Below are 15,924 nucleotides of genomic sequence, written 5' to 3' on the forward strand. Positions count from 1 at the left end.
CTAGCATGAAAGAAAAAGCTTCAGCTGCAAAATCCACGCTATTCAGGCTACCTGAAAGCAACACCCGCCGTCCGGCAAAATAGCAATTATTGCCAGACAAAGCCGCACAAACCGGCAAAAACGCAAGGATTGTTCGCCAAAACTGCCAAGCTGTGCCACAATCCACCCACTACCCCCTAAACGAGAACCCGCCATGACACAAGAAACCGCCTTGGGAGCCGCCCTCAAATCTGCCGTGCAGACCATGAGCAAGAAAAAGCAAACCGATCTGATTGCCGACCACATCTACGGCAAATACGACGTGTTCAAACGCTTCAAACCCCTGGCCTTGGGCATCGACAAAGACCTCGTTGCCGCCCTGCCCCAATACGACCCCGCCCTGATCGCACGTGTGCTTTCTAATCACTGCCGCCGCCCGCGCTACCTCAAATCGCTGGCACGCGGCGGTAAGCGCTTCGATTTGAACAACCGCTTCAAAGGCGAAGTTAGCCCCGAAGAGCAGGCCATCGCCCAGCAACACCCAGCCGTGCAGGAAATGCTTGCCCGCCAAGCCGCCAAGCAGGCCGAACAACAGGCGGCCGAGGCTGAAGCCGCCGTTGCCGAACAGCCCGCCGAAGCCACAGCAGAAACTGCTGCGCCCGCCGCAGAAACCCCTGCCGCCCCGGCAGCCGAATAAATCTACGGTCCATAAAGGCTACCTGAAAAGTTTCAGGTAGCCTTTTGCTGTACTTCAGTATGAATTAGCGCCAATGAATACCCACAACCACACTACAGGCTACCTGAAACTTTCAGGTAGCCTCAAATTCTAATCCCACATAAGGAAAACCACATGCGCACACCCATCCTCCTACCCATCACCGCCCTACTGCTCGCTGCCTGTGCCGGCAACCCCCTGCCTCCGCCCACCGCCGACCAGCCCACCGACACCTCCATGATCAACACCGCCTATTGGACTGCCCAGCCCTACTGCGCCGGCCGCGTGCAAATGCGCCTGCCCGCCGAGCGCCGCTACGGCTCAAGAGACCAAGGCCAAACTGAAAACTACCACTACAACGGCTGGCATATCAAACACTACGCCGACGATTGGCGTTTCCTCAACGTCATCCTCACCCAAAGGCGGCAAGGCGGATTTAACCGCTATTTCGATCAGCGTACCGGCCATGGTGAAGGTTATATCGGCGAGCGCGAGCTTATCCCCGGCCGCGCCTTCCTGCAATTCACCCGCAAAACCCCCATGTTCGACGGCAGCCGCCTGAGTGCCAGTCTCGGCATCCGCTACGATGCCGAGCTCATCGTCAAGCTCGGCCCAAACAGCGGTTTCCACACCGACGGTGAATTAAAAATCCCCACCCCGGGCGGCACAGAACCGAACAACTGGCGTGAACAGGAACGCTCACTGCTCAACAAAGCAACGCATGAAATGCGCCGCGACCTCACCTCCCGCCTGCGCGAACGCCAGCCATACGAAGTGCCCAAACACCAAGGCGTGTGCATCCCCGACGGCTTCTTCGCCGACAACGGCGACACCCCCTTTAAAGGCAGCTCCCGTGTTTATTTTGCCGGCCAAGACGACACCTACATCATCATCTCCCACGGCCGCAACCCGCGCGGCGCCTCCATCGCCGGCGGCCGCAACCATCCCGACACCGAAGGCTTGAAAGGCCTGCTGCAATCGATCACCGCCCGCGCCATCCGCCAAGGCCCGCGCACCATCAACGGCATGCCCGGCTACGAAAAAATCAGCCGCTGGGATGGCAACCACTACTTGCTTAGGTGGGAGCGCGAAAGCGACCACCTCCTCGTGATGATGCCCTTCGGCACCGAAACCTTCGACGGCACCAAACGCAGCCAGCAGGAAATCTTCGCTATTTGGGACACTGTCCTGGCCACCCTCAAACCAGTGGAATAAACCGGCAGCCCAAGCAAAAGGCTACCTGAAACAGTTTTTCTGTTTCAGGTAGCCTTAATTTATCGGGTGTAGCACAGCTATTGCCGCCTTCCTTGGCGCAGGCAAATTGGTCTGACAGCAGCTTATCTTTTCTCAGACCAGCTGCACCCTATTTTCCGGTATTCAGGTTAACCGGAATCGGATCCGGCGCCTTGTTTGGGCTGTATGCATCAAAATAAATCATCCGCTCCTGCTCATTCCAGCTCAATTTGCGCGATGGGGAGGAATGTTCGGCCAAAACCTTATCCAAGACGGCGCGGCGCTGGCCGGCGGGCAGGCGGTATAAGGCCAGGGCCGCGTTAAAGGCGCGCTGCTGCATGGCGGTGTCTTGCAGGCGGTGAACATAGGCATCAAACGAAGGCATGGCCTGATCAACGTACCTGCAGCCTACACTGTTGCTCAAGCACGCCCATTCCTCGGCACACAACGGATGGTATTATATCGGAGGCAGGCGGCTTGATGGGAGGCTACCTGAAAACAGCTTTCTAGTTTCAGGTAGCCTCCCCAAAAACGGAAAAACAGGCCGGATTGCTCCGGCCTGTTTCCCTTCGTATCTCTCCCAACTAAGCCGCCACCGGCTGGTTGCGCAGCAGGCGGATGAGTTTGGCGATGCGCGCTTTCATTTCGCGGCGGTCGACAATCTGGTCAATCGCGCCTTTCTCCAGTAGGAATTCGGCACGCTGGAAGCCTTCGGGCAGTTTTTCACGCACTGTCTGCTCGATCACGCGCGGGCCGGCAAAGCCCACCAGCGCATTCGGCTCGGCCAGCACCACATCGCCCAAAAAGGCAAAGCTGGCAGAAACGCCGCCCATGGTCGGGTCGGTGAGCACGGAAATAAAGGGCAGCTGCTTGTCGCTCAACAGATGCAGCACGGCGCTGGTTTTGGTCATCTGCATCAGTGAGCTCAGGCCTTCCTGCATCCGCGCCCCGCCGGAAGCGGCCACGCAGATAAAGGAGCAGCCGTTTTCCGCAGCCTCGCGCACGCCGCGCACAAAACGTTCCCCCACCACCGAGCCCATCGAGCCGCCGATAAAGAGGAATTCAAACGCAGCCACCACCACGGGCAGCCCGTCCATTTCGCCTTTCATCACCACCAAGGCATCGTTTTCGCCGGTGGCTTTGCGCGCCGCGCTGAGGCGGTCGGGGTATTTTTTGCTGTCTTTGAATTTCAGAATATCGGTGGGCTTCACCTCGGCGCCGATTTCTTCGCGGCCAGCTTCGTCTAACAGCAGATCCAGCCGCTCGCGGGCGCTGAGCGGATTATGGTGGTTGCACTTGGGGCAAACTTGGTGGTTTTCTTCCAAATCGGAGGCATACAGCACTTCGGAGCAGGCCGGGCATTTGCGCCACAGGCCTTCCGGCACGCCGGATTTACCGCTGTCTTCGCGTTTGATTTTCGGGGGGAGGATTTTGTCGAGCCAACTCATGATTTACTCCATTTGCTCCTAATTAGGTTTGGTTTGCCACTTGGGGCAACAGCCGGGCGGGATAGTAGCCAATAGCGGCGGTTTAGGCAAGTTTTGTAAAGACCGCAAGGATTTTGCCTGGCTACGGGCGGCGGTTTTACAAGCAAATCGGGCAGTAGGCCAAACAGGCATCCACCACTTCTTCCGCCGTGGGCGCGTAATCCGCCAGGCCGCTGCTGCGGGCGTTCCACCCTTCGGGGTAGAAAAACAGGCTGCTGCCTTCGGGATGGGGCACATTGCGGTCGAACTCTGCCATCAAACTGTCCAACACTTCATCGTCTTCTTCCGCCAAAATGCGTTGCCCTAAGCCGATTAATTCGTCTCGTGTCATTTTCAGGTAGCCTCAAAGGCAGACAGTAGGCGCTGCCAGTGCTCTTGCCGCACATAATGGCAGCCTTCGCTCTCGCGGTATGCCGACAGGTTTTCCAAGTCGATATGAAGCCCGGGCAGCCGTTTCAGGCAGCGGGCGAGGGCGGGGTCGAGGATGGTCAGGTGTTGGGCGAGCCGTTGGGCAAAGCGGTATTTTTCGTATTGCGCCACTTCGGCGGCAGGGATGGGGCGGTTGCCCCACGAATCGCCCGGCCACGGACTTTCGTCGGCATCCAGCGGCAGGCAGATGCCTGAACCGGCAACACATTGGAACAGGATGGCCGTATCGGGACGCTACAACACGGGGTTGTAGAGCGAAAGCAGCAATTTTGCCCCGCCCGCGCCTGCGGGCGGCCAGCATGCCCAATATTTGCCCCATGCCGCGCCGTTCAGGTAGATATCGGCGCTGCTGATGCCTGCACTCTAGCAATCGTTGCCGAAATCGGGGCAGATTTCCCAACGCAGGCTGTCCAAAGCAATATCCGTATCCGCAGCCATGGTTTCATTGTCCGGCTTGGTTTTCAGGTAGCCTCAAACGGCTTCTTTCAGGCTTTTCACCAGTTTGCCTGCGGCTTCGGCTTCGCGGCCGGGATTGGCTTCGATTTCTTTTACAATGCGGCTGCCGATCACCACGCCGTCGGCCACTGCGGCGATTTGCCGCGCGCTCTCGGCATCGGAAATACCGAAGCCCACGCAAATCGGCAGCGGCACATGGCGGCGCAGCACGGCCACTTTTTCCGCCACTTCGGCGGTGTTCAGGCTGGCCGAACCGGTAACGCCTTTAAGCGATACGTAATACACGAAGCCAGAAGCCAGCTTGGCAATTTCGGCCATCCGCGCCTCGCCGGTGGTGGGGGCAACCAGGAAAATGGTGTCGAGCCCGGCGGCTTTGAGCGCGTTATGCAGCGGGGCCACGGTTTCAATCGGGCTATCCACTGTGAGCACGCCGTCCACGCCGGCTTCTTTGGCGGCACGGGCAAATGGCTCATAGCCCATTTTGTGAATCGGATTCAGGTAGCCCATCAGCACCACGGGCGTGCTCTGGTTACTTTGGCGGAAGCCGCGCACGGTCTCCAACACGTCGGTCAGGCTTACTCCGTTGGCCAAGGCGCGCTCGGCGGCACGCTGGATGGTAGGGCCATCCGACATCGGGTCGGAAAACGGCACGCCCAGCTCGATGATGTCCGCGCCGTTGGCAGCCAGGCTGTGCATCAGCTCCAGCGTGGTTTCAAGGTTCGGGTCGCCGGCGGTGATGTAGGCAACCAAGGCTTTATGTACATCGGTATTTTGAAAAACTTGTTTGATTCTGCTCATGATTTCATCCATATCTGAGGCTACTTGAAAACCAAACTAAGGTTTCAGGTAGCCTTCGGTTTAATTCTTCAACGACTGCACCGGCGCGGGAATCTGCCCACCGCGGTTCACAAACACTTCGCAGCTTCCTTCCTTCACGGGCATTATCGGCGCGTAGCCAAGCAGCCCGCCGAATTCCACGCTTTCGCCCACACCTTTGCCGGTGACGGGGATAATGCGCACAGCGGTGGTTTTGCTGTTGATCATGCCGATGGCGGCTTCATCGGCGATGATGCCGGAAATGGTGGCGGCTGAGGTGTTGCCCGGCACGGCAATCATGTCCAGCCCCACGGAACATACGGCGGTCATGGCTTCGAGTTTGTCCAGTGTCAGCACGCCGCTTTCTGCCGCCGCAATCATGCCTTCGTCTTCCGACACGGGAATGAACGCACCACTCAAGCCACCGACGGCAGAGGAAGCCATCATACCACCCTTTTTCACTGCGTCGTTCAACAGCGCGAGTGCGGCAGTGGTGCCGTGCGTACCGCAAACGCTCAAGCCCATCGCTTCCAAAATGCGGGCAACGGAATCGCCAACGGCGGGCGTGGGCGCGAGCGACAAATCCAAAATGCCGAATGGAATGTTCAGACGGCGTGCCGCTTCCTGCCCGATCAGTTCGCCCACCCGCGTGATTTTAAACGCGGTCTTCTTCACGATTTCGGCGATTTCAGTCAGATCTTTGCCCGCACAATCGGCCAGCGCAGCCTGCACTACACCGGGGCCGGACACGCCCACGTTCAGCATCACATCGCCTTCGCCCGCACCGTGGAACGCGCCTGCCATAAACGGATTGTCGTCCACCGCGTTGCAAAACACGACGATTTTGGCGCAGCCAAAACCTTCAGGCGTGATTTCCGCTGTGCGTTTGATGGTTTCCCCCATCAGCTTCACCGCATCCATATTGATACCGGCGAGAGTGCTGCCGATATTGACCGAGCTGCACACGATGTCGGTAGTTTTCATCGCTTCGGGAATGGAGCGGATCAACACTTCATCCGAAGGCGACATGCCTTTTTGCGCCAGCGCAGAAAAGCCGCCGATAAACGACACGCCGATGGCTTTGGCTGCCTTGTCCAGCGTTTGCGCAATGGAAACATAGCTGTCCGCGCCCGTGGCCGCGGCGATTTGGGCGATGGGTGTTACGGAAATGCGCTGGTTCACAATCGGCACGCCGTATTTGGCCGACAGCTCGCGGGCTACCTGAACCAAGTTTTTGCCAACGCGAGTGATTTTATCGTAGATATTTTGGTTTAGTTGGTCGATATCAGGCGAAATGCAGTCGTGCAAATCGATGCCGATGGTAAGCGTGCGCACGTCGAAATTTTGGTCGGCAACCATGCGGACGGTTTCTAAGATTTCGGTAAAGCGAAGGGACATTTTCAGGTAGCCTTTATATTGTTGGATTAGATTTTGAGTTTGACATACATATTTCCATGGGTCCCCTCAACACTTTTGCGCATCTGGTATGCGAATATCTCTGGGTATTTCTTCACTCTAGGCTATCTGAAACCTATTCCATGCCTGAAATACTGTAATCGCGGTGAAGAACTTTCAGGCAGCCTGAAGATTAAATCCGGTGCATGGCATTGAACAAGGCTTCGTTTTGCATGCGGATATCCAAGCCCAGCTTCTCACCGGCTTGGGCGAATACGCTCAGCATTTCTTCTCGGCTTTGCGGGCAGCGGCTGGTGTCCATCAGAATAATCATGGTGAAATATTCGCCCATGAGCTGCTGGCTGATATTGAGGATGTTGATTTGATGTTCGGCTAAGAGTTTGGATACGTCGTAAACGATGCCGATGCGGTCTTTGCCGATAATGGTGAGTATGGAATGAGGGGTGTGCTGGGGCATAGTCATTCAATTTCCGTGTGAAAATTTGAGGCCTTTGCGAAGTGCCGCTCTGCGGTGTATTCGCAAAGGCCTCTAGGATATAAGCATAAAACAGTGGCCGCGCTCAATCATCCTGTTTGCCGTTTTCTTCGGCATCGGCCACCATCTGTTCGGCGGCTTCTTGGGTGAGGGTAGCGAAACCGGCAGGCAAATCCAATGCTTCCAACGTAGTTTTGCCGGTGGGTTTGTCGGCCATCTCGGCAAATGCCTGCCGCAGGGCTTCTTGCTGCTCGGCAAAATCGGGATGCAACACCACCATATGTGTGACGGCGGCAAAACTGCTTTCCTGCAACACGCGCAGTTGCTCAAGCGTACGTTTGCTCATGTGGGCATAGGTGCTGGTCGGAAAGAAACCGGCCTGTGCTTGGCCTCTAATCAGGGCGGAAGCTGCCTGGGGGAAGGTGGCGGCTTCTTCGATTTTAAGCTGTTCCACATCCAACCCGGCCTGTTTCAACAAACGTAGGCCAAGGCAGCGGATATCGGGATTGGGGCCGGTTTTAATCAACGCATCAACCGGCAAATCTTCTATTTTTTGATACTCTGATTCGGCTGATACGGCCACTACGGCTTCATCGAATTTATCTTTCAAACACACCAGCGGCAAATAGCCTTTGTCTTTAATCAGTGCCACGGCATCAAAAGCATTGGCATAGAGCATATCCATTTTGCCGCTCTCGGCTAACTCCTGTATTTCTGCAGCATTAGCAGGCAGATGCAAATGGATGGAGAGTTCGGTTTCGCGCTGTAAATGACTGCTGAGTAGATACCAATGGCTGAAGTGGTCGGGCAGGTAATCCGGCGCCACCACAAAGTTGATTCCAGCTTGTTGCACCATAAAACTTTTTCCTTGTTTTTGCTGGGTAATTCCTGTATTTACAACAAATGAGAATGTGTGTTTGTGTTTCAAGATTGGATTGAGGCTACCTGAAAACTTAGAAATTCAAACATCAACTGCATTCCAAGCGCCCTACCCTTATCGCCCCAAAACAGCATGGGCGAAAAGAGTCATTATCGTTCTAATGTAATTATCTTACCACCTTTACCTACGATAAAAAACCACCTATATAGGTGATTTTTTGCTTGGCATGGATTTGAGAGAAGCAGCATCAGGCAAGGGTTTGCTGCCAATATTGATTCTCCTCCACCACATCAAGTGTGTATACCCAACACCATACGGCAAAGGCTACCTGAAAATGCAAAAGAGCCGGCTGTTTTAGCCGACTCTTTGAAATTTGGTGGAGGTAAGCGGGATCGAACCGCTGACCTCTTGCATGCCATGCAAGCGCTCTACCAACTGAGCTATACCCCCAATTTGGTGGCGAATCAGGGACTCGAACCCCGGACACAAGGATTATGATTCCTCTGCTCTAACCAGCTGAGCTAATTCGCCGCTCATTCAGAAAGCGCGCATTATACGGCTTTCTTAAATTCTGTCAAACCCCAAAACACAATTTTTTTGCTACAGCCTGATTTATATAGATAACTAATTTTCACACTGCTTTTGCACAATCCAAACAGGCCGGCATTCCACTTGCCGGCCAGTTGGTTTGAAGCATCAATCCGCAAACTGTTTCTTCATGCGCTCTCGCCGCTCTTGCGCTTCCACCGATAAAGTAGCGGTGGGGCGGGCAAGCAGGCGTTTGAGACCGATGGGCTCACCGGTATCAACACAATAGCCGTATTCGCCTTCATCAATCTGACGCAGCGAGGCCTGGATTTTATTCAGCAATTTGCGCTCACGGTCGCGGGTGCGCAACTCCAGCGCATATTCTTCTTCCTGCGTGGCACGATCGGCCGGATCGGGAGCAGCTTCATGGTTTTGCAGATGGCCGGTGGTGTCGGCCGCCTTTTGAATCAGCTCATCTTGCAGCTTAACCAGCAACTCACGGAAGAAAGCCAGCTGATCGGCATTCATATACTCCTCTTCCGGGCCTTTCCAGTTGATGATGTCTTGCTCGGTTAGTTTTGCCATGAGTTATCCTTTTTGTGAAATTCTACCAACCGCCCCTTCCCGCCAGCGGCTGCTTCTTTTATAAAAAGGCGGAATATAAAACAGCCGCCAGCTTATGGCAAGAGCAAAAAATTCAAATGCATGATAATTGCCGGCAGCCCCCAGCTAATCCAACCCCACAGCAAAAGTGCCAACAGGCTACCTGAAAAATCCCAGCGGCCAATACGCAAAAAGGCAAACGGGCGGCACAGCGGCTCATACACACGGTTGAGCACTGCCACCAGCGGCGAATACGCCTGTGATAAAGACAGCACCATGCGCCACAACAAACCGCCAAGCAACACATAAGCCGCCGAACGCGTCAGGGCGAGCGCAGCAAGCAACACATCAGCCGCCGCGATCTGCCAGCCGAACATCCCTGCCGGCAGATTGATGAGCGACAACAACAAATATAACACCGCATACAGCAGCCAGGCCGCCAAAATACAGGCACTGTCCAAACCGCCCAAGGGCGGCAGCAGGCGGCGCAGCGGCTTCACCAGCCAGTCGCTGCTGCGGCAGCAAAACTGCGCCAACGGATGCATATAATTCAAACGGCCGTATTGCAGCAGGCAGCGTGCCAACAGAAGCATGGCCAGCGCATCGGCGAGCAGGGCGACAAATTGATTAAACATACCGCCCTATTCCGCCAACTGCTCAGCCAATTCCTGCGAACGCGCCACACAGGCGGCCACGCCCGCGCCAATCGCATCGGCCACGCCGTGCGCCTCAAAGCTTTGCAGCGCAGCATAAGTGGTGCCGCCTTTGGAGGTAACTTTTTGCCGCAAATCGGAAAACTCTTCTCCGCTCTGCTCAGCCAGCCGCACCGCACCTTGGAAAGTAGCCAAACTGAGCTGCCGTGCTTCTTCCGCATTGAAACCCTGCTGCCTTGCAGCGTTTTGCAGCGCTTCAAGCAGGTAAAACACATAGGCCGGGCCGCTGCCGCTGATACCGGTGATGCGGTGCAGGCCGTCTTCACTATCCAGCCACAGAGTTTGCCCGCTGGCGCGCATGATACGGTCGGCCAATTCCCGGTCGGCAGCGGATGCGCCGCTGTCGGCAAACAAGCCGGCCACACCCTGCCCCACTTGCGCCGGCGTGTTCGGCATAATGCGTACAATGCGGCGCGTACCGCCCAACCAGCGGCTCAAGGCCGCACACGGCAGCCCGGCGGCAATCGACAACACCAGCGCGCCGCCTGTTTGTATATTTTGCAGCGCCGCCTGCATATCTTGCGGCTTCACCGCCAGCACCAGCACGTCGCTATCATTCAGCGGCGGCAGATCGGCAGCAGTGGCGATGCCGTATTGCTGCGCCAGCATGGCCAGTTTGTCGGCACTGTAGTCGATGGCGCAGATATCGAAACCGCCGGCGCAGCTCATGCCCGCGATAATGGCAGAGGCCATATTGCCTGCGCCGAGAAAATAGATGGTCATGATGTTTCCTTAATGTGGTGATTTGAACATTTCAGGTAACCTCATCTACCTGCCGACAGGCTACCTGAAAACCTATCTGCATCTTTTCAGGTAGCCTGTTGCCTACCAATATGCAAACGGATATTGCTCATACAAACCCGGTGCAATGGTATCCATCTGGGTTTTGAAAGCATCCTGTATTGGCTGGCTGAGTTCCGGTTGCGCATCGAGCAGCCCTTCAAGCTCTTGCAAAAGAAAGGCCGTTTGCAGGAAGGAAATAAAACCGATGCCCATATCGGCAAACCGCGCCTCGGCTTCATCGTATTCGCCTTGGTCGTGGTCGTAAAACAGGATATTCCTGCTCTCTTTGCCAATAAACCAGGTATCGCCCTGCCCCGCATCGCCGATCAGCCAATACCGCGCAGCCACATCGGGATAGTCGCTGCCCAGGCGGCGGTTTTCGTTAAACGCAGTTTGATAATCCCAAAGCCGGATATCGGGCGTGATTTCCACGCTTTCGCATTGCTGCACAAAAGACAGATACGCCGCAGGCAAAGGCGGCAGTTTGTCCAAACTCTTAACCGCAACTGCGCGCTTGGGCAGCCTGGCCATGATTTGTTCTGCAGAAAGCGGGGTAAACATGTTTCCAATTTCCAAGCCGGCTTTGGAAGCCTAGAGGCTACCTGAAAGCCGCAGCTGCAACGAAGTTAAAACGGAGTCTGTACACAGTGCAGCACAGTTTTCAGGTAGCCTTCCCTAGCAGCAAAGGGCTACCTGAAACCTTTAACCGCCATAATCCCGCTGCCCGAAAATGGCGCTGCCGATGCGTACATGGGTGGCGCCGCAGGCAACGGCGGTTTCCAAGTCCTCCGACATGCCCATCGAGAGCACGTCCACATCCAGCCCCTGCGCCTGCAAAAATTGCAGCAATTCGTTCATGCGGCCAAACTGCTGGCGCAATTCTTCTTCGCTGCTGCCCAGCCGTGCCACGCACATCAGGCCGCGCAGCTTCAGCCGGGGCAAAGAGGCTACCTGAAAAGCCAGCTCGCGCAGCGTTTCCTCTTGCGGCGGCACGCCGTGTTTTACGTCTTCGCCGCCAATGTTCACTTCAATCAGCACTTGCAGCGGCGGCATGGTTTCCGGCCGCTGATCGCTCAGGCGGCGGGCGATTTTTTCGCGGTCAATGGTGTGTACCCAATGGGCGCGTTCGGCGGCAATGCGGCTTTTGTTGGATTGGATATGGCCGATGATGTGCCAGCAGATGTCGGGAATATCGGCCAGCTCGCTGCTTTTCTCTTCAAATTCCTGCAGATAGTTTTCGCCGAAATCACGCTGCGCACTTTTCTGGCACAACAGACGCACATCGGCGGCGGGAAAGGTTTTACTCACCGCAATCAGCTCGGGCTCGGGGCGGCCTGCCGCTTCGGCGGCAGCCCAAATACGGGCGCGCACGGCGTGCAGGTTCATGGTTAGCACTCTCATCATCATTTTTCCTTTTCATCAAATAATTCGCCGGGAATTTTGCACACGGGGATAGGCTGGATTTTGTGCAGCGTGGCGCGGTGCAGGCGTTGGTAAATCTCGAACACTTCGCGCTCGCGACCGGCAAATTCTTCGGCGCGGCGGCCCGCTTCGCTTTGCGCCATCGCCCATTCCAGCTCGGGATAGCTCGCGCCCATCTGCTGCTCGTCGGTGCGCTCTTCGTCCCATAGCCCGTCGGTGGGTGCGGCTTGGCGGATGGCGGGCAGCACCTCCAAGGCTTCGGCCAGGGTGTATACCTGGGTTTTGAGCAAATCGCCGATGGGGCTTAAATCCACGCCGCCGTCGCCGTATTTGGTGAAAAAGCCCACGCCGAAATCTTCCACCTTATTGCCCGTGCCCGCCACCAGCAGGCCGTTGATTTGGCCGTAGTAATACAGCGCGGCCATGCGCAGGCGGGAACGGGTGTTGGCCATGGCCAGGTTTTTATTGGTGGCGGCGGTGTCGGCCACGCTGCGCTCGAACTGCTCGAAAGTGGGGGTTAAATCCAGCGTTTGGCTGCGCACGTTGATAAAACGGCGCTGCAAGTCGGCGATGTGTTCGTTGGCCCGCTGCAACTGGTCGGCCTGTTGTCGGATGGGCAGTACCACACACAACACGTCCAGCCCGCTGTGTGCGCACAGGGCAGACACCACGGCGGAATCCACCCCGCCGGAAATGCCCACCACAAAACCTTTCGCGCCCGCGCGCACGGCATAATCGGCCAGCCAGCGGCTGATGTGTCGGATAACAGCTTGGGTTTGCATCATGTTTTTCCTATTTTGATGAGCCGCCAACGCATAATGCATTAGCAGCCTGTTGGATATACATTTTCAACGAAGCCAGGCAGGCTTCATCGGCAATCTTTTCATTCTCTTCCAAATAATAATATCGCCCCAGCAAATCGCTCACATCCACCCTGCCTTGCAAAGTTGCCCGGTTTAGCTCCATTTCGAGCACCACTTCATCGTTATCGTCATTTTTCAGGTAGCCTTCCCGTAGCAGCAGGCTGAGCAGAATCCTAATCGCACACGGGCGCACAAAAATATCCGCATCACTTTTCAGCACCCGAACATCGGCCGAAAGCTCGTCGCGCCATTTGATGATGTGTGCCAACAATTCTATCTCGCTCATTTGCCACCCTTCGCTCGGTTGCACAGCAGCGGGTAATATATCGCCAATCCGCCCAAAAGCCAAATGCCAAGCCCAGCCCGGCAATCTGCTAAAATTCTGCAGAGGCTACCTGAAAACTGAAGCCTCAGCGTAATAACAATGAACGCCGCAGCTTTCTGCGCCGCTCAAACCGAAAGCAAGCAATGGAAACCCTCCGTACCGCCCGCCTTATCCTCCGCCCATGGACACTCGCCGATGCTGCCGCGCTCTACGCGCAAGCCCAAAACCCTAAGATAGGCGCAATGTGCGGCTGGCTTCCGCACAAAAGCGTGGCAGAAAGCCGGGAAATTATCGAACATATCCTGCTTAAGCCCCATTCCTTCGCCATCTGTCTGGCCGACAATCAACTCATCGGCAGCATCGGCCTCCTCTTCCCGAACGACAGCAATTTGCCACTGGCCGCAGGCGAAGCCGAAATAGGCTATTGGCTGGGCGAAAGCTTCTGGGGCAAAGGCTATGCCACCGAAGCCCTGCAAGCCATGATTGCCTATTCTTTTGAAAAACTAAGGCTAACCCGCCTATTGGCCGGCGTTTATCAAGAAAACATCCCCTCACAAAAAGTGCTGGAAAAATGCGGCTTCCGCCACCAGCAAACCATAGAGCACTTCTTTTCCAAGCTCACCGGCGAAACGCACACCGCCCTGCTATACGCATTAGCTGCCGCCCCCATTTTCAGGTAGCCTCTATCACACAGCAAAGGAACCCCATGCTCCATCAACCTCCGCAACAAATCCGCCTAGAATCCGGCCGCCAAAGCCTCATACTGGTTTACCCTGATGCCGAATACACCCTGCCCGTCGAATACCTGCGCGTGTATTCCCCCAGCGCCGAAGTGCGCGGCCATGGCCACGGGCAGGCCAAACTGCAAGCCGGCAAAGCCGGCATCAGCATCACCGACCTGCAGCCTGCCGGCAACTACGCCCTCAAAATCACCTTCTCCGACGGCCACGACAGCGGCCTCTACAGCTGGGGCTACCTGTATGAATTGGCAAGCGGATACGCTACAATGTGGCCCGATTACCTGCGCCGCCTTGAAGAAGCCGGCGCCTCCCGCGAACCTACCGAACAAACCCTTGCTATCCCGAAAGGAAAGAAATGTCCGCATTAAGCCGCACACTCCCCGCCCTCATCGCCGCCTCCGTTTTGCTGCTGGCCGGCTGCGATAAAGTTGCCGACAAAGTTGCCGACAACGCCGCCGGGCAAATCGACGACCAAAAAGCCCGCAGCGAATTCGTTACCAACTGCGCCAAATCTGCCGTCGAATCCTCCAAAGGCTCAATCAATAACGAAGCAGCCACCAAACTGTGCGGCTGCACCTACGACCAAGCCGCCTCCACCTACAGCAGCTCCGAAGAGTGGAAGAAAGACCTCATCCGCTACGGCCTGAACCAAAACAACAAAGAGCTGGAAGCCAAAATCCAAGCCGCCATGACCACCTGTATCGACCGCTTCTCCAAAGGCCAGCTATAACCCTTCTGCAGGCTACCTGAAAGCACTTTATGTCCACCAAACCCGCCCTCATCGCCTTAAGCTTCTTGCTCCTGGCCGGCTGCGACTTTATTGCCAATAAAGCCGCCAGCAACGTAACCGAGCAAGAAGCCAAAGACGGCTTTATCGAAGGTTGTGTCAAAGGCGCACTCGATCCGCAAGCCTTCAAACGCCAATTGAACCAAGCAGAAGCCTCCAAGCTCTGCCATTGCGCCTACGACACAGCTTCCGCCCAGTACACCGACCGCGAAAAGTGGAAACGCGACCTGATTCGTGCCGGCCTGTCCCCCAACGACCAAAACCAGGAAATCTTCCAAAAACTGGTGGCCGGCCTGCAAAGCTGCGCCACCAGCCAAAACCTGATGTAACCCGCCCAAAGGCTACCTGAAAGCACCATAATGACCGACAAGCAAACCCATTTCGGCTACCGCACCGTAAACGAAAGCGAAAAAGCCGCCAAAGTGGCCGAAGTATTCCACTCCGTCGCCAAAAAATACGACATCATGAACGATGTGATGTCCGGCGGCCTGCACCGCGTGTGGAAACACTTCACCCTCACCACCGCCCGCGTGCCCAAAGGCGGTAAAGTGCTCGACATTGCCGGCGGCACGGGCGACCTCTCGCGCGGCTGGGCCAAACGTGTGGGTAAAGACGGCGAAGTCTGGCTTACCGACATCAACTCCTCCATGCTCGGTGTGGGCCGCGACCGCCTGCTCAACGAAGGCCTGCTCCTGCCCGTGGCCGTATGCGATGCCGAAAAACTCCCCTTCCCGGATAACTATTTCGACCTCGTTTCCGTATCCTTCGGCCTGCGCAACATGACGCACAAAGACGCCGCCCTCAAAGAAATGCACCGCGTGCTCAAGCCCGGCGGCACACTCTTGGTGCTGGAATTTTCCAAAGTGGCCAAGCCGCTTGCTCCGGCCTACGACCTCTATTCCTTCAAGCTCCTGCCGCTGATGGGCAAACTCATCGCCAAAGATGCCGACAGCTATCAATACCTGGCCGAATCCATCCGCATGCATCCCGACCAGGAAACCCTCAAGCAAATGATGCTCGACGCCGGCTTCGACAGCGTGGACTACCACAACATGAGTGCCGGCATAGTGGCTCTGCACAAAGGCGTAAAATTCTGATTGCTGTTTGTAGTTTGTAAAGTAAAAGGCTACCTGAAACCGAAAAACGTTTCAGGTAGCCTTTTAATACAGAGTCCGCGCAACAAACAATAAAAAATCCTGCATGGCTCATTCATACCATACAGGATCATTTATTTGTATTCTTTGGTGCCCAGGAGAAGACTCGAACTTCCACAC

22 protein-coding genes and 2 tRNA genes are annotated in these 15,924 nt (G+C 55.9%); 7 read left to right on the forward strand and 17 right to left on the reverse strand.

The genetic code is table 11. The features are described from left to right. The first annotated feature begins 193 nt into the window (after positions 1 to 193). Together HMPREF2796_RS09040 and HMPREF2796_RS09045 are read left to right on the forward strand one after the other, a co-directional pair. Entirely contained in the window at positions 194 to 676 is a 483-nt protein-coding gene (locus HMPREF2796_RS09040; RefSeq protein WP_049258048.1) for a ProQ/FINO family protein, read from the forward strand. A 153-nt stretch (positions 677 to 829) separates the two neighbouring features. After that, positions 830 to 1,909 carry a T6SS immunity protein Tli4 family protein gene (locus HMPREF2796_RS09045; protein ID WP_070633031.1) on the forward strand — a complete coding sequence of 360 codons (1,080 nt, stop codon included), beginning with the start codon at positions 830 to 832 and terminating at the stop codon, positions 1,907 to 1,909. Between the two features lie 148 nt (positions 1,910 to 2,057). Here the strand turns inward: HMPREF2796_RS09045 and HMPREF2796_RS09050 are convergent, their stop codons facing one another. The 17 genes from HMPREF2796_RS09050 to HMPREF2796_RS09130 form a co-directional block, all read right to left on the reverse strand. Continuing rightward, positions 2,058 to 2,267, reverse strand: a complete 210-nt coding sequence (locus HMPREF2796_RS09050) for a hypothetical protein (RefSeq protein ID WP_141749191.1) — start codon at positions 2,265 to 2,267, stop codon at positions 2,058 to 2,060. Positions 2,268 to 2,511: 244 nt separating this feature from the next. Continuing rightward, positions 2,512 to 3,375, reverse strand: coding sequence for an acetyl-CoA carboxylase, carboxyltransferase subunit beta (gene accD, locus HMPREF2796_RS09055; protein ID WP_070633035.1), 864 nt, complete (start codon positions 3,373 to 3,375; stop codon positions 2,512 to 2,514). Positions 3,376 to 3,511: 136 nt separating this feature from the next. Further along, entirely contained in the window at positions 3,512 to 3,745 is a 234-nt protein-coding gene (locus HMPREF2796_RS09060; RefSeq protein WP_070633037.1) for a colicin immunity protein, read from the reverse strand. Positions 3,746 to 3,747: 2 nt separating this feature from the next. Further along, positions 3,748 to 3,954 (reverse strand): hypothetical protein, encoded by a 207-nt coding sequence (locus HMPREF2796_RS09065; protein ID WP_070633039.1) that lies wholly within the window; start codon positions 3,952 to 3,954, stop codon positions 3,748 to 3,750. 360 nt (positions 3,955 to 4,314) lie between these two features. Next, positions 4,315 to 5,097, reverse strand: a complete 783-nt coding sequence (gene trpA / locus HMPREF2796_RS09070; RefSeq protein ID WP_070633501.1) for a tryptophan synthase subunit alpha — start codon at positions 5,095 to 5,097, stop codon at positions 4,315 to 4,317. A gap of 60 nt (positions 5,098 to 5,157) precedes the next feature. Further along, the gene (locus HMPREF2796_RS09075) at positions 5,158 to 6,513 is read right to left on the reverse strand and encodes a PFL family protein (RefSeq protein WP_070633041.1); all 1,356 of its coding nucleotides are present in this window, start codon (positions 6,511 to 6,513) and stop codon (positions 5,158 to 5,160) included. 190 nt (positions 6,514 to 6,703) lie between these two features. Then, entirely contained in the window at positions 6,704 to 6,994 is a 291-nt protein-coding gene (locus HMPREF2796_RS09080; protein WP_210385358.1) for an ACT domain-containing protein, read from the reverse strand. Positions 6,995 to 7,091: 97 nt separating this feature from the next. Next, positions 7,092 to 7,862 carry a PhnD/SsuA/transferrin family substrate-binding protein gene (locus HMPREF2796_RS09085; RefSeq protein WP_070633044.1) on the reverse strand — a complete coding sequence of 257 codons (771 nt, stop codon included), beginning with the start codon at positions 7,860 to 7,862 and terminating at the stop codon, positions 7,092 to 7,094. 398 nt (positions 7,863 to 8,260) lie between these two features. After that, a tRNA-Ala gene (locus HMPREF2796_RS09090) sits at positions 8,261 to 8,336 on the reverse strand. A gap of 4 nt (positions 8,337 to 8,340) precedes the next feature. Further along, positions 8,341 to 8,417 (reverse strand) — tRNA-Met (locus tag HMPREF2796_RS09095). Between the two features lie 165 nt (positions 8,418 to 8,582). Continuing rightward, positions 8,583 to 8,999, reverse strand: a complete 417-nt coding sequence (gene dksA, locus HMPREF2796_RS09100) for an RNA polymerase-binding protein DksA (protein ID WP_003823010.1) — start codon at positions 8,997 to 8,999, stop codon at positions 8,583 to 8,585. A gap of 92 nt (positions 9,000 to 9,091) precedes the next feature. After that, a complete protein-coding gene (locus tag HMPREF2796_RS09105) occupies positions 9,092 to 9,652 on the reverse strand; it encodes a YggT family protein (RefSeq protein ID WP_064086879.1) in 561 nt (186 codons plus the stop codon). Positions 9,653 to 9,658: 6 nt separating this feature from the next. Then, complete coding sequence (proC, locus tag HMPREF2796_RS09110; RefSeq protein WP_070633047.1) at positions 9,659 to 10,453, reverse strand: pyrroline-5-carboxylate reductase; 795 nt, start codon at positions 10,451 to 10,453, stop codon at positions 9,659 to 9,661. A 102-nt stretch (positions 10,454 to 10,555) separates the two neighbouring features. Next, a complete protein-coding gene (locus HMPREF2796_RS09115) occupies positions 10,556 to 11,074 on the reverse strand; it encodes a hypothetical protein (protein ID WP_070633048.1) in 519 nt (172 codons plus the stop codon). A 141-nt stretch (positions 11,075 to 11,215) separates the two neighbouring features. Then, a complete protein-coding gene (locus HMPREF2796_RS09120; RefSeq protein WP_070633505.1) occupies positions 11,216 to 11,914 on the reverse strand; it encodes a YggS family pyridoxal phosphate-dependent enzyme in 699 nt (232 codons plus the stop codon). A 2-nt stretch (positions 11,915 to 11,916) separates the two neighbouring features. Continuing rightward, the gene (gene nadE, locus HMPREF2796_RS09125; protein WP_070633050.1) at positions 11,917 to 12,717 is read right to left on the reverse strand and encodes an NAD(+) synthase; all 801 of its coding nucleotides are present in this window, start codon (positions 12,715 to 12,717) and stop codon (positions 11,917 to 11,919) included. Between the two features lie 10 nt (positions 12,718 to 12,727). Next, positions 12,728 to 13,084, reverse strand: coding sequence for a hypothetical protein (locus HMPREF2796_RS09130; protein ID WP_070633052.1), 357 nt, complete (start codon positions 13,082 to 13,084; stop codon positions 12,728 to 12,730). A 182-nt stretch (positions 13,085 to 13,266) separates the two neighbouring features. Here HMPREF2796_RS09130 and HMPREF2796_RS09135 point away from each other — a divergent pair, with 182 nt between their 5' ends. From HMPREF2796_RS09135 to ubiE, 5 genes are read left to right on the forward strand one after another with little or no spacing between them, the layout of a single operon-like run. Next, positions 13,267 to 13,803, forward strand: coding sequence for a GNAT family N-acetyltransferase (locus HMPREF2796_RS09135; RefSeq protein WP_070633054.1), 537 nt, complete (start codon positions 13,267 to 13,269; stop codon positions 13,801 to 13,803). A 26-nt stretch (positions 13,804 to 13,829) separates the two neighbouring features. After that, on the forward strand, positions 13,830 to 14,231 hold the full coding sequence (locus HMPREF2796_RS09140) for a gamma-butyrobetaine hydroxylase family protein (RefSeq protein WP_070633056.1): 402 nt from the start codon (positions 13,830 to 13,832) through the stop codon (positions 14,229 to 14,231). Then, positions 14,219 to 14,593 (forward strand): hypothetical protein, encoded by a 375-nt coding sequence (locus tag HMPREF2796_RS09145; protein WP_003823024.1) that lies wholly within the window; start codon positions 14,219 to 14,221, stop codon positions 14,591 to 14,593. The genes HMPREF2796_RS09140 and HMPREF2796_RS09145 overlap by 13 nt, the downstream gene beginning before the upstream one ends. 29 nt (positions 14,594 to 14,622) lie before the next feature. Then, positions 14,623 to 14,979 (forward strand): hypothetical protein, encoded by a 357-nt coding sequence (locus tag HMPREF2796_RS09150; RefSeq protein ID WP_070633058.1) that lies wholly within the window; start codon positions 14,623 to 14,625, stop codon positions 14,977 to 14,979. 30 nt (positions 14,980 to 15,009) lie between these two features. After that, positions 15,010 to 15,747, forward strand: a complete 738-nt coding sequence (gene ubiE / locus HMPREF2796_RS09155; RefSeq protein ID WP_064086886.1) for a bifunctional demethylmenaquinone methyltransferase/2-methoxy-6-polyprenyl-1,4-benzoquinol methylase UbiE — start codon at positions 15,010 to 15,012, stop codon at positions 15,745 to 15,747. Positions 15,748 to 15,924: the final 177 nt, after the last annotated feature.

The sequence above is a fragment of the Eikenella sp. HMSC071B05 genome, assembly GCF_001811325.1.
In the GTDB taxonomy this organism is placed as follows: Bacteria; Pseudomonadota; Gammaproteobacteria; order Burkholderiales; family Neisseriaceae; genus Eikenella; species Eikenella corrodens.